Below are 13420 nucleotides of genomic sequence, written 5' to 3' on the forward strand. Positions count from 1 at the left end.
GCTCCCACCGGAAGCGCTCCCCATGGCACGGTCGGTCAGCAGGTGGAGTTGGTCTGGGTGAGGAGGCCGAGCCGCCACGGGAGGCTGTTGTAGTCGCCGCTCGCGTTGGGGTCCTTGCCCTGGTAGAGGTACTGGAGTCGGCAGGCGGGAATGGTGAGTGTCTGGTCGTAGCCGGCGCGGATCATTTCGCCGTGGCTGATGTCCTTGGTCCACGCGCCCGCGGGGAAGGTGACGTTGCTCGCCCGTGCGAATGGGTTGCTCTCGGTGGCGGCCAGGGGTGTCCAGGAGCCGGCGAGGCTGCTCGTCGTCCAGGAGCGGAAGTAGCGTCGGCCGTCCGATCCGATGGCCTCGACGAGCAGCAGATACTGGTTGGCGCCCTGCACCTTGTAGACGTTGCTCGCCTCGAACAAGGCGTACCTGTTGGAGTCCTGGGCCGCGATGACCGTGTTGGTGAACCCGTTCGGGAACTGGCCGACGGTCGTCTGGGAGCGGTACAGATGCCCGTTGTCGTCGGAGGAGAACAGATAGCAGTTGGCGCTGTCGCAGATCACCCACATGTCGACCCAGTAGCCGTTGCCGATGTTCTGCCGGATGATGTCCGGCATCGAGGCGTAGAAGTTGCGCGGCGCACTCCAGCCGTTCGGGTTGCTGATGTCGGAGTTGGTGGAATACGACGCGTTGCCGGTCTGGTAGACGAGGTACCACAGGCGTTGCGGCGCGTAGTAGAACACCTGCGGTGCGGCCCGGTAACCGGACCCGATGGCAGTGCGGTCCAGGTAGTGGTGCGTGGCCGAACCCGCCTGCGACCAGTCGCTGAAGTTCAGGTAGACCAGGTTGTAGCCGGAGGCGTTCGCGGTGCTCGCGAACACGTGGTACTTGCCGTTGTAGTAGACGACCGTCGGGTCCTTGATCCCGGCGATGTTGTGGGTCGCGTCCGACTTCGGCGAGATCAGCGCACCACTGGAGCTCCATTTGAAGGTGGAGGGCAGGGCGGCGGCGGACTTGGCCGAGCGAACTGCCTTACCCTGCACGGTGGTTGATGCGCTCGCGGCGGTGGGGGTGCCGCCCAGTGCGGTCAGTGCCGCGTTGTAGGCCGGCTTCTTGTTGCCGTTGCGGTCGAACAGCAGGGGGTTCTCGCCGCTGCGCCACGAGTCGCTGTCTCGGATGCCCCAGGCCGTGATGCCGGTGCAGCGGGAGACGTTCATGCAGGCCCTGACCGTGTTCGCGTACGCGGTCGGCGGCGCCTGCGCGATGTCCAGTTCGGTGATCTGTACGTCCACGCCCAGGGCGGCGAAGTTCGACAGCGTGGTCTGGAAGCCGGCCGGCGGTCCGCCGGTGCCGAAGTGGGACTGGAAGCCGACGCAGTCGATGGGCACGCCGCGGGACTTGAAGTCGCGCACCATGCGGTAGACGCCCTGCGTCTTGGCCGCGTTCCAGTCCTCGATGCTGTAGTCGTTGTAGCAGAGCTTGGCCGCCGGGTCGGCCGTCCGAGCTGTGCGGAAGGCCTGTTCGATGAAGCCGTCGCCCAGCAGGTTCTGGAAGACCGAGGAGCGGTGCTGGCCGCTGCCGCCGTCGGCGAAGGCCTCGTTGACCACGTCCCAGGCGTAGATCTTTCCCTTGTAGTGGTTCGCCACGGTGGTGATGTGGTTGTTCATCACGGATCGCAGAGTGTTCGCGTCCCTGATGGAGCTGACCCAGCCGGGCAGTTGGGAGTGCCACACCAGGGTGTGGCCACGCATGCGCTGACCGTGGGACGTCGCCCGGTTGACGATCTGGTCGCCGGGGCCGAAGTTGAACGAGCCGCGGGACGGCTCGGTCGTGTCCCACTTCATCTCGTTCTCGGGTGTGACCATGTTGAACTCGCGGTCCAGGATGCCGGTGTACGTGCCGTCGCCGAGCCGGCCTGCGGCCACGGCGGTTCCGAAGTACCGTCCGGACTGGGCCGCTTGGGCGCCCAGGGTGGAGGCCCGGACGGCGTCTGGCGCGCCGGTCGCGGTCCCGGGTGTCACCAGCACGGTCGCGGCCAGCAGGCCCAGGACCGAGGCTCGGCGACAGCCGAGCCGTTTCAGCGGGTTCATAGTTCTCCTTGTGGGGTGGGTGGGGGGTGCGTGGTGCGCTCGGTGGACCTCCTCAGGGCGTGGTCAGCTCGAACCGTGCGATGCGCACCGAGCCGCCGAGCGCCTGGGCGGCGTGGTTGAAGAGGGCGAAGCGGTAGCCCATGAAGAACCGCCAGTCGTTGCCCAGGGAGAAGGCGGGCCCGAGGCGGGCGAAGGCGGTGCCGTCGGTGCTGTACGAGAAGGTGCCGGGGCGTCCGGTGCCGGGGCGGACGTCCGCGTTCGCGCGCAGCCAGACGCGGCTGCCGGAGAGGGGCGCGCTCGCGGCCTCGGTGCCGGTGCCGGTGGTGTTCCAGTTGCCGTCCATGGTCAGCCCGTTGACCATCACCAGCCGCGTGGTACCGCCGTCGCGCTTGACGCCGATCCAGGCGGAGGAGTCACGCAGCAGTGCGAGTCCGGCGCGGTCGCCGTCGCGCATCGCGCTGTGGTCGAGCTGGACCGTGGCGGTGGAGGTCGGACCTTGGATGCGGTGGGTGAGGGTGTTGCGGGCCCAGTACAGGTCGTTGGTGACGGTCGCGGTCCGCAGGGTCAGTCCGTTGTCGACCGACCACTTGGTGTCGTCCGGGTTGTGGTTCCACTCCCACCGGGGCTTGAGGGTCGTCCCGTCGAAGGTGTCGATGCCGCTCATCGGGGTGACCTGGCGGGGCGGAGTGGGCACGGCCGGGCTGGGATACGAAGTGCCCCATGCGCCGTTGACGAGTTGCACGACCGGCCAGCCGTCCGGGGTCCAGGTGATCGGGGCCAGGGCGGGCATCCGGCCGCCGGGGTAGGCATCCACGAAGGCCAGGTAGTACCAGGCGCCGCTCTGCGTCTGCACCAGCCCGCCCTGGTGCGGGACACCACCGCCGGGGATCGGCCCGCGCAAGTCGAGCAGGACCTGCCGCATCGTGTACGGGCCGAAGGGGCCGCTCGACGACTTCAGGATGTACTGCCCGTTCGCGGGGCGGGTCAGGAAGATGTAGTACTGCCCGTTGATCTTGTAGAAGCGGGAGCCCTCGAGGGTGCCGACACTCGACGGTGTGGTGAACACCTGCTGTGTCCGGACCTGGTTGCGGCCGTCGGGCGAGAGCTGGGCCACGTTGATGGTGGTGTTGCCATACGCCACGTAGAGGGTGTCGTCGGTGTCGACGAGTAGCCCCGCGTCGTAGTAGGGGGTGCTGATCGTCGTGAGTCTGCTCCACGGCCCCTCGGCGGCGGTGGCGGTGTGGACGTACGTCCGGGCGAAGTCGATCTGGCCCAGCCAGTAGAAGGTCCGGTTGCTCGGCCGGTAGGCCAGCGAGGATGCCCAGATGCCCCGGACGTAGCCACGGGCGCCGTTCAGGTCGTACTTGGCGCCGAAGTCGAGGACCGGCACCGAGTGGCCGGCGATCTCCCAGTTGACCAGGTCGTACGAGCGCAGGACGGGTGCGCCCGGCGAGTAGTGCATCGTCGAGGCCGAGGCGTAGTAGGTGTCACCGACGCGGATGACGTCGATATCCGCGAAGTCCTGCCAGATCACCGGGTTCGTGAAGGCCGCCGCGGTCGCGGGGGCCGCAGTCGGAGGAAGCAGGGCACCGGCGGCCAGGCCGGTGGACGCCGTCAGCGCGCGTCGACGGGACAACTTTTGATGAGTCCATGACATCTGCAAGAGTGGCGATCCCCTTCTGTGGCCCAGTGGCTGCTCTGTATACGAGATGTCGAACATGGATCGGCTTGTCGAGCATCCTGGATGATAGAGAGCCGGTGAACCCCGTCAATACCTCTCGCATAAATCGTTGTTGGCTTCGAAACATTCGAAGATAGATCCCATGTAACCGCGGGTCAGCTGCCCATATGGTGCCTATATGTCGCCTTCCATGAGTCTGTATGGCCGGATAGTGGAGGCAGTACGGTGATGGGTGTTGACACGTTCGATGACCTCCCTAACATCCGTGAGGTCTTGGTTTCCGAATTGCTCACGAAATTTCGAATCACCCATCTCTCTTCCATCCAGTGTCATGGACGTGACATCGATCTTCGTGTCACCCACCCATGGCGCCCTTCCGCGAAGGAGCCCTTGGTGCCCAGACGGTCAGGCGGACGACTGCTCCGCCTCCTCGCGACCATCGTGCTGACGGTCACCGCGTCCGTGACGGCTTCCGCTCACTCCACTGCTTCGGCCGCGCCCGGCAGCCCGGCGCTCACTCCACCGTTGGGCTGGAACAGCTGGAACAGCTTCGGGTGCGGGGTCACGGAGGCGCAGGTTCGCCAGGCCGCCGACGCGATGGTGTCCTCGGGGATGCGGGACGCCGGTTACCGGTACGTGGTGGTCGACGACTGCTGGTTCGACCCACAGCGTGACGCGGCGGGCAACCTGCGGGCCAATGCGGCCAAGTTCCCGAGCGGGATGAAGGCGCTCGGGGACTACATCCACGGCAAGGGGCTGAAGTTCGGCATCTACCAGGTGCCGGGCGAGCGCACGTGCGCGCAGACCAGCGGCGCCTATCCCGGGTCGACGGGCAGCAGGGGGCACGAAGCCCAGGACGCCGCCACGTTCGCCGCCTGGGGTGTGGACTACCTCAAGTACGACTGGTGTTCCTCCAGCGGCAGCCGTGACGAGCAGGTCGCACGGTTCACGGTGATGCGCGACGCACTGCGTGCCACCGGGCGGCCGATCGTCTACAGCATCAACCCCAACAGCTTCCACGCCATCACCGGCGCCACGTACAACTGGGGCGAGGTCGCCGACCTGTGGCGGACGACCGAGGACCTGCTCGACATCTGGCAGAACGGCAACACCAACAGCTATCCGATGGGCGTCGGCAACGTCCTTGACGTCACCGCGCCACTGGCGGCGCAGTCGGGTCCAGGGCACTGGAACGACCCGGACATGCTGGTCGTGGGCCGTCCCGGCCTGTCACTGACCGAGTCCCGCTCGCACTTCGCCCTGTGGGCGCTGCTGGCTGCCCCGCTCATGGCCGGCAATGACATCCGCACCATGTCCGCCGACGTGAGCGCGATCCTGCGCAACCCGCGTCTGCTGGCGGTGAACCAGGATCAGCTGGGCGCGGGCGGGCGCAGGGTGCGCGACGACGGCAGCACCGAGGTGTTCGCCAAGCCGCTGTCCGACGGCTCGGTGGCGGTGGGCCTGTTCAACCGGGGAGGCAGCACCGCGGCGGTCAGCACGACTGCAGCTCAAGTCGGCCTGTCCGGCGGGCCGTTCACCCTCACCGATCTGTGGACCGGCGGCACGTCGAGTACGGCGGGCCAGATCTCGGCGAGCGTCCCCGCGCACGGCGTGGCCGTGTTCCGGGTGAGCGGTGGCAGCCCGCTGGCCGCCACCACCTCGCGGCTGCGCGGCAACGGGTCCGGCCGATGCGTGGACGTAGACAACGCCTCCACCGCCGCCGGGGCGACAGTACTGCTCTGGGACTGCCATACGGCCGCCAACCAGCTGTGGACCACGTGGGCCGGCGGCGAGATCCGTGTCTTCGGCGACAAGTGCCTGGACGCCTACAACCAGGGCACCACCGACGGCACCCGGGTCATCACCTGGCCCTGCAACGGCCAGGACAACCAGAAGTGGTCCGCCGGTTCCGACGGGTCGATCCGCAACGTCCACGCCGGGCTTTGCCTCGACGTCGACCGGGCCGGCACCGCGAACGGGACCCCGCTGGTGCTGTGGACCTGCAACGGCCAGGCCGGCCAGAAGTGGACCCGCGTGTGAGCAACCGCGGCTTCGGAAGGGGAGTTTCACGATGACGAGGACAAGATCCCTCTTATGGTCCGCCGTGGTCGCGGTGGTGGTCGTCCTGAGCATGGGAGGCACGGCACTGGGCCGCGGCCAGGGCGAGAACACACCGCGCACGGTTTCCGCCACGGCGGACGCATCCGCCGGCGCCGCTGTCCCGACCGCAGGGTGCGGCAAGGCTCCCGCCCTGACGAGCGGAACACACACGATCCAGAGCGGCGGCAAGAACCGGAACTTCATCCTGCGCATCCCCGACGGCTACGACCGCAACCGCGCCTACCGGCTGGTCTTCGGGTTCCACTGGCTGGGCGGCACCTCCACCGACGTCGCCACCGGCCGCACCGTGGAAACAGGCACCTGGGCCTATTACGGGCTCCAGCGACTGGCGAACAACGGCACCATCTTCGTCGCACCCCAGGGCCTCAACAACGGCTGGGCCAATGCCGGTGGGGAGGACGTCACCTTCGTCGACGACATGCTCAGGCGCATCGAGACGGGTCTGTGCGTCGACACGACACAGCGCTTCGCCCTGGGATTCAGCTACGGAGCCGCCATGTCGTACGCCCTGGCCTGTTCCCGCGCGACGGTCTTCCGCGCGGTCGCGGTCCAGAGCGGCGGGCAGCTGAGCGGATGCAGCGGTGGCACGCAGCCCATCGCCTACCTCGGGGTGCACGGCCTCAGGGACAACGTCCTCGGCATCTCCGGCGGACGGGCGTTGCGGGACAGGTTCGTCAGGAACAACGGCTGCACCGCCCAGAACCCGCCGGAGCCGGCGCAGGGCAGCCTGACGCACCGGGTCACCGCCTATTCGGGTTGCTCGGCCGGGCATCCGGTCGTCTGGGCCGCGTTCGACGAAGGGCACATCGCCGCTCCGCAGGACGGGGCCGCCGGTGACAGCGGATCCAGGACCTGGGTGCCGCAGGAGGTCTGGAAGTTCTTCACGCAGTTCCAGACCTCCAACCCGCCCTCGGGGACGGCGACCTGTCGGGTCACCAGCACGCTCTACACCCTCAACGGCACGGCCTGCGCCATGACAGGGACTGCGCCGAAGTGACCGACGGTTCATCGGCGCCCGACCTGGCACCCTCCGCCTGCGGCTGGGCCCCAGGTCGGGCGAGCCGTGGTCAGGAGGCCGTGCCGGTCACCGTGCTTCCAGACTTGGTCACGTGGTACGTCACGGTGGCGCCGCTCCAGAAATGGAAGGTGAGCTTGACGCGCGTGTTGTCCGTGAGCGCGTTCAGGAAGGCGGGGGTCAGGCGGATGGTCTTGTTGGCGTAGTTCGGTGCGAAGGCGGTGTTGAACTCCTGGTACGCGGTCCAACTGGTCGGGCCTGCGTTGCCGCCGTCGGCGTACGTGGCCTGCATCGTCGCCAGCACGTCACCCCGGAACTGTGTGGGGATGCGGAACGACGCCGTCGTACCGGTCGTGTCCGACTGCACCGGGGTGTCGTAGGTGATCACTTGGATGCGCCACGGGACTCCTCGGGAGAACCCGGCCTGGAGCGTCGCGTTGACCCCGGGGGAGCGGTCGCCGACGAGCCGGGTGAGTGTGGCCGCCTTCAGGGTGAGACGCTTGCCGGAGAGGGTGTAGTCCCGGCCGCTGACCAGCTTGGTGGTGCCCTGCTTGAGCGCCGTGAAGGTGGCGCCGTTCAGGTTCAGGGTGAGCGAACGGTCCTTGACGGGGCCGGACTTCGGCACGAAAACGCGGTCGGAGGAGGCTGTCGCCGAGCGTGTCGTCCAACTCGACTTGATCTGGCGGAGCAGCCCCGCGTCCTTCCAGCGCAACCTGCCGCGGTCGTAGAAGGAGCCGTTGTCCCACAGCACGGTGGTGACCTTGTTGGTGCGGGCGGCGTGGCCGAGCGCCTCGAAGTACTTCAGCATCTCACCGCGTTCCACCGCGCCGGGACCGTGGTCGTAGCCGAGGACGCCGTACTCGCCGAGGACGACGGGGATGCCCTGGGCGACGAAAGTGTCGCGCATCCGCTTGAACGTCTTGTCCAGGTCGCCCCGGGCCTGCGCGTCGAAGCGGGTGGAGCCGGCGACGTTCACGCTGAACGTTTTGTTGTTGCCGCCCGACGCACGCACGACCTTGTGGAAGGACGTGTTCAGCTCGTTGAGCAGCTGGGCCTTGCGGGTGTTGTCGGCGTTGTCGAACTGGGGCTCGTTGACGCTCTCGAAGACCAGCTGGGCGGGCTCGTTCCGGAACGCGGTGGCGATCTGGTCCCAGGTCGTGTCGAAGCGGGCCAGGACCTGGTCGTGGTCGGTGGACATCTTGCTGGTCCACTGCCAGGAGTCGTGATGCACGTCGATGATCACGTAGAGGCCGTCGGCGATCGCCCAGTCGACGACCTGCCTGACCCGGCTCATGTACCCCGGGTCGATGGTGTAGTTCGGTGCCGCTCCCTGGTGGTCGCTCCAGGTCACGGGGATGCGGATGCTCTTGAAGCCCTGGGCGCGGACCGAGTCCAGCAGGTGCTTGGTGGTGCGCGGCTGACCCCAACTTGTCTCCTCGGGGCTGGCGTCCAGGCTGTTGCCCAGGTTCCAGCCCGGCTGCATCGCGGCCACGGCCGCCGCCGCGTTGCCGGGAACCGGGGGCCGGCGCCGCTGCCGCGTGCGGCTCGGCGTTGTCGCCGAACGTCCCGAAGACCGCGCCATAGGCGAGAACGCCCGCGGCGATCAGCGCCAGCGGCGCACCCACAAGTTGCGCACCGCGAAGGGCGCATGATGGGCATCTGCCCTGGTCAGGCGCCCTTCTTTCGGCGCCTAGAAGAAGCCCAGCTTCTTCGGCGAGTACGACACCAGAAGGTTCTTCGTCTGCTGGTGGTACAGCAGTTACACGTACGCTGACCTGGTAAAACGGTAGTAGACGCGGCCTTTGGCCGGGAGCTGGTCCGGAAATGGTCCGGATCTTGGTCTGGCGGACCCGGCTCGGGTAGTGCTGCGGCTGAAGTGCGAGCAGTCGACATCGTCCTGCCTCGAAGCGCAGATGGACGGGCTTGCCAGTTCCGTAGCACAGGAACGGCTGTCGGCCCCCGGGCAGGGGCGCCGTCAACCCTGCAGTCGTGCGGGGAATCTCAGGTTCATGGGGCGCGCTCGGTCGCGCCGACCCAGCTGTTGGTTTTGGGGAGCTCCCGGTAGGAACTCGGTAAGCGATCGTGCGGAGTACCAGGAGCGTCGAGGTAGTGGTGGATCAGTAGCCAGGTCTCGGCGCCAGTCCCTTTACCCCGCCTACGGGCTCTTGTGACTCTTTGGGATGCCCTACGGTTCCGGACTCGCGGGATGTTGTCCGAGCCTTCGGTGTTCCATCTGCTCTTCTTTCAGTCTGCTTCCAGCCGCATGACGACATCACGGATGGCGATCGGTGCGGATGCCCGCGCGGACAGGATGTCCAGCAGGTCGGGGCGGACCACGACGGCGCAGCCGGTCGTCTGTGGCCAGGGCAGGTGGTAGGCACTTCGCTTGTATTCGGTTCGCCAGCACACGAGCCGCAGGCCCGGACCGTGGTCGTCCTCCAGCGTCAGTGGGGCTCCGGGCTTCACGCGGAGTGCGGTGCGGAGCCACGGGGTGGGGGCCAGTGTGAAGCCGGGTAGTCCCAGGCCTTGGGCAGAGTCTGCGGCGGCGGTCATGGCGCGGTCGAGGCCGAGGAGCGGGATCCCCAGCGTGACGTCAGCGGCGGCGTGCGGCGCCGGCGGCCGGGACCACTCGTCGATGTCTCCGTCCGAGAAGGGGATAGCGTCGCTGTCCTGGTTTCCGTAAGCCGTCACTTCCGGGCCTGAGAAGCGCACGACGGTCAGGCCGGTCTTCCGGGTGTGCGGTGACAGGAACTTGCGTTCCTCCACGGAAGCGAGGATGCGCCAGCCCGAGAGGGCCTGCCCGGTGAGGGCGGCGGCTTGCGTCAGCGGCCGCGTGGAGATGGTCACGACGGTTGTTCCGGTCAGCGGAGTGTCCTGGCTGGCCGGGTCGTCCGGGCCGGGTGGCACAGGAAGGTCGGGGCGCGGCCAGCGCACCTCTTCGAAGGCCAGCGCAATGCGGGGGTCGTCCGTCAGCACGGTGGCCAGTTGGTCCTCCCAAGCCGCTGGATCACTCACGCCAAGGCCCTGCGAGAGCCTGTGTGCGCGGCTACCTGCTGCCACCGTTTGGATCGCCTCTTCGATGGTCTCTTCGATGGCGAGGTAGGCGTCCGGCAACTCGCCCTCGTCGACGCTTCGGTTGGCGCGGAGTTGGGCCTTATTCCTCTCGATGATGCGCTCGGTGTCCACTTCGCGGCGGACCTTGGCGAGGACCGCTCGGATCAACCCGGGCTGCAGTTGCTCGGCTTTGTTCAGCCGCGTGCGGGCCACCTCTGCCACCATCCCCGTCACGACTTGGTCTCTCGGGCTGCCTTGCTGGGCGGCGGAGATCCACAGGCGGCTCGGCGGGTTCAGCCTGGCTGGGTCCGACGCTCCCATGGGCACGTCGGTCGCATCGGCCAGCAGGCGGCGGGCGAGGGCGCGGACGGTGAGCAGCGGTCCTTGAGCCAGTGCCTCAAGTGCGTCCTGGCAGTGGTCCACGACGGCTTGGACCGCTGGCCCCTGTTCCTGGAGGAGGCACAGCAGCCACATCAGGGTCGCCGGATCTGTGAGTTGCTCGAGCGCGAGGGCCATGGCTGGTGCCGTGGCTTCGGGGCGAAGTGTGATCAGGGATCGCGTCGCAACCATCGCTCGGCGTTTGCCCTCCCGGTCCGCGATTGCGACTGCGGCCAGTGCCGCGGTCGCGAAGGCGCGGTCGAGATCGCCGGGTGCGGGAGTGCCGTTGTCGTTGTCGGGGGCGCGGTAGGGGTGCTGGGGGTCGTCGCTGTCGTGGACTCGGGGTGCTCTGCTCTCGATGACTGTTGCGGCTTCGTCCCAGAGGGCGAAGGCAAGGTCGAGGGAATCGGCTGGGGGCAGGCCGAGGGCTTGATGGGCGAAGGCGAAGATCAGTGCCTGCGTGATGCCGTGGGTCCCATACCGGCCGGTGCTCACCGCTGCTTCGGCCTCTTCGGTGATGACGCGGTGGGTGAGGGTGCGATCGAGTTGCGCGGCCGTACGGAGGGCGTCGAGGGCTGTCTCGCCTCCGAAGTTCAGCCATCCGCCTTGTCCGCGGGTGCGTACCCAGGTCAGTGCGAAGGCTTCGGCGGCGAGGGCGTCATGGCCGTTCTGGCGGAGCTTGTCGGCGAGTCGGCGCAGCAGGAGTGGGCCGTCGCGGAAGTCGAAGGGGCCTGCGATGGCGCGCAGGACTTGTGCGGCATCGTCGGTCTGTCCTCGGGTGGCGAGGTCGAGGAGGCCGTCGCCGACGAGGTCTGTCATCTGTTCGAGAGTGTGCTGTGGTGTGCCGGCCTCGTAGGGGCTCAGATGCCATGCGCGCAGTACCCGGATCAGGCCGACCGGTTCGGAGGGCGCAGGTGCTGCGTCGGCAGGTGAGGTCGGAGCCGTGGTCGGCTGCGCGGGGACGGGTGCGGTACGGCGGTTGGGGGACTCGCCGGTGGTCGGAGGTTCGGGCAGGGGTGTGAGCTGCGGGGCGCCGGTTCGTTCGGCGACGGCATTGAGTTTCGCGACCAGCTGTGTGTCGGCTGGCATGGTCTCGTCGCTGGAGGAGTCGCGGTTGGCCTGCCGTTCGTCGGCCCTGCTCACTGCGATGCGCAGCAGTTGTGCAAGGCCGTCGGGCGTGGAGAGATCGACTGTCCGGGCGAGCCGGTCCAGAAGCGCGGCGTCGCCTTGGAGGAGCGGGGTGTCCAGGGTGATTCGCAGGGCGGTTGCCACGACCGGGTCGACGGTGTCGTTCCACGCGTGCCAGAGGTCTTCTCGGGCGCTGTGGAGGATGGTGTTCGGGCCGTTGCAGTCGCTGAGCAGGCCCGTGCCTGCGAGGTTAGCGAGAGCCGCGGGGTCTGCGCCGGCCAGGACGTTCCACCACCGCGGGCGGGCGGCGTTGGTCTCCTTGCCGTCGAGCAAGACGTCCGCCAACAAGAAGTGGCGCGAGGTCTTCGGCACGTCGGTGCCTCTGGCGAAGAGCGTGAGCGAGTCGTCCCGGTCGTTCAGGGACACCGAGGAGTTCATCGAGGACGAGTTCCCGGTCGACGTGTCCGAGAGCGTGTCCATCGACTGCGAGGTCACGCAGGCCGGATGGCGTCCGACCTGGCTCCGCTCGATGCGTCGCGGCGGGATACTGCTCAAGGCCGACAAGAGCTTGAGGTTCATGGTTACCAGCTGCTCGGTCGGGGAGCCCTACACACTGAAGTGGAAGGTGCTCAATCGTGGTCCGGAAGCCGAGCGGCGGGACATGATCCGCGGCCAGATCGTCGACTCGACCAAGCGGGGAGTCCGCATCGAGCACTCGGACTTCAAGGGCGAGCACGTCGTCGAGTGCTACGTCGTCAAGGACGGGGTCATCGTCGCTCGGGACCGGATCGACGTGCCGGTCAGCAATACGAGCGTCAAGACGGCGAACGTCTTGTAGGGAACTGATCCTCGGAGTGCGACGAGGCAGCCCCGACGAATCTGCCGGGGTCTCGTCGCATCAGACGCATCCGCCCGTAGGGTCGAAGCCTGAGCACTTCTCTCGCTGTCATGTCCGAGTGCCTGCTCAACGCGCAGATGGCCTTCGCGGGAGCGGTACGCTGCCCGCCGCGCGGCTGAGCTGTGTTCCGAGGACGCCAGCAGGTCCGCGGAGCAGATCGTCGATCTGCTCTGCGACGAAGCAGATACCGCGGAAGCGCAGTTCCGGCGGGTTCGAGACCTTGGCTGAGGCTGGTTCTCCGTCGGAGGCTTCCGGAGAATGGTGCCGTGGAACGGCGGATTGACTTCTGGCGAGAGCGGCAGATGCTCTGTGGACGCTGCGATCATCGGTGGCGCGTCGATCTGGACTGGATCGATCGGTGGGAGCAGGCAGAGGAGACCTGCCCCGGCTGTGGCATGACCTGCGAGCACGAGGACTCGCCCCGGGTGACGGTCGACCCCGAAGACTCGGCGCTCCACGACGACCGGGTAGCGCGGCTCTTCTGGTACCACACGAGCACGCAGCCGGACTGGCCGAGGCGGGACTACGATCCGGCGGCCGTCCTGACGTCCGAGACCCGCAGGTTGATGGGCGGCGGTGAGCGGGGCGCCGCGCGGGTCGGGCGGCAGCGGGCGAAGGCCGTGCACGTCGGCACGTACGAGGCCGCTGTCCACAACATGCTGCGTCGGAGCCGTGATCAGGCGGACCAGGGCAGCAGCCAGTTCTATACGTATCGGGTCCGTCTGAAGCCATCCGTCGTGATGGGGGAGGGGTGGCTCGTCGACCCCAGCAACTTCGTCGGCGACGTGGTGCTCGACGAGGTCTGCCCGCCAGGCGTCGACGCTGCCCGCTACGGCGTCTGGTCGTGCTGGAAGCGGTCCGCGGTTCCTGCGACCACGCCCTGGAGGCGATCGAACGCCGCTGTGGGACGTGGGCCGTGGGCAAACGCCAGGTCGAACAGCTCGTGCGGGCGGCCGCGGTGGACATGGCGGCCTTCTTTGCCGCCCGCACCCCTGCCCCGGCAGCGAGCACGACGCTGCTGGTGCTCAGCATCGACGGCAAGGGAATCGTGATGCGCCCGGATCACC

At 67.8% G+C, this 13420-nt stretch carries 7 protein-coding genes and 1 pseudogene; 4 read left to right on the plus strand and 4 right to left on the minus strand.

The annotated features are described in order from the left end of the window. Window positions 1–35: 35 nt before the first annotated feature. Together ACFY1L_RS21540 and ACFY1L_RS21545 are read right to left on the minus strand one after the other, a co-directional pair. Window positions 36–2078: a non-reducing end alpha-L-arabinofuranosidase family hydrolase gene (locus ACFY1L_RS21540; protein ID WP_388826377.1), complete on the minus strand. Its 2043-nt coding sequence runs from the start codon at window positions 2076–2078 to the stop codon at window positions 36–38. Between the two features lie 52 nt (window positions 2079–2130). Then, complete coding sequence (locus tag ACFY1L_RS21545; RefSeq protein ID WP_388826380.1) at window positions 2131–3735, minus strand: glycoside hydrolase 43 family protein; 1605 nt, start codon at window positions 3733–3735, stop codon at window positions 2131–2133. A gap of 417 nt (window positions 3736–4152) precedes the next feature. Between ACFY1L_RS21545 and ACFY1L_RS21550 the strand changes: the two genes are divergently transcribed. Both ACFY1L_RS21550 and ACFY1L_RS21555 read left to right on the plus strand, forming a co-directional pair. Further along, on the plus strand, window positions 4153–5799 hold the full coding sequence (locus ACFY1L_RS21550) for a glycoside hydrolase family 27 protein (RefSeq protein WP_388826383.1): 1647 nt from the start codon (window positions 4153–4155) through the stop codon (window positions 5797–5799). A gap of 31 nt (window positions 5800–5830) precedes the next feature. Further along, window positions 5831–6814 (plus strand): annotated as a pseudogene (locus ACFY1L_RS21555) (alpha/beta hydrolase family esterase); the annotation flags it as partial. A gap of 133 nt (window positions 6815–6947) precedes the next feature. On the opposite strand, the gene ACFY1L_RS21560 reads toward ACFY1L_RS21555, so the two are convergent. Further along, window positions 6948–8378: a cellulase family glycosylhydrolase gene (locus tag ACFY1L_RS21560; RefSeq protein WP_388826918.1), complete on the minus strand. Its 1431-nt coding sequence runs from the start codon at window positions 8376–8378 to the stop codon at window positions 6948–6950. A 761-nt stretch (window positions 8379–9139) separates the two neighbouring features. After that, window positions 9140–11881, minus strand: coding sequence for a hypothetical protein (locus ACFY1L_RS21565; RefSeq protein ID WP_388826386.1), 2742 nt, complete (start codon window positions 11879–11881; stop codon window positions 9140–9142). On the opposite strand from ACFY1L_RS21565, the gene ACFY1L_RS21570 reads away from it, so the two are divergent. Together ACFY1L_RS21570 and ACFY1L_RS21575 are read left to right on the plus strand one after the other, a co-directional pair. Beyond that, window positions 11850–12293, plus strand: coding sequence for a hypothetical protein (locus ACFY1L_RS21570; RefSeq protein ID WP_388826389.1), 444 nt, complete (start codon window positions 11850–11852; stop codon window positions 12291–12293). The genes ACFY1L_RS21565 and ACFY1L_RS21570 overlap by 32 nt on opposite strands. 326 nt (window positions 12294–12619) lie before the next feature. Continuing rightward, window positions 12620–13405, plus strand: a complete 786-nt coding sequence (locus ACFY1L_RS21575) for a hypothetical protein (RefSeq protein WP_388826392.1) — start codon at window positions 12620–12622, stop codon at window positions 13403–13405. The last annotated feature ends 15 nt before the right edge of the window (window positions 13406–13420 follow it).

This window comes from Streptomyces sp. NPDC001663 (assembly GCF_042893105.1).
Taxonomy (GTDB): domain Bacteria; phylum Actinomycetota; class Actinomycetes; order Streptomycetales; family Streptomycetaceae; genus Streptomyces.

What these genes read in the sequence shown, in the direction of transcription:
- ACFY1L_RS21540 (WP_388826377.1), bottom strand. Translation starts at nt 2,078, where the DNA reads ATGAACCCGCTGAAACGGCTCGGCTGTCGCCGAGCCTCGGTCCTGGGC.
- ACFY1L_RS21545 (WP_388826380.1), bottom strand. Translation starts at nt 3,735, where the DNA reads ATGTCATGGACTCATCAAAAGTTGTCCCGTCGACGCGCGCTGACGGCG.
- ACFY1L_RS21560 (WP_388826918.1), bottom strand. Translation starts at nt 8,378, where the DNA reads ATGCAGCCGGGCTGGAACCTGGGCAACAGCCTGGACGCCAGCCCCGAG.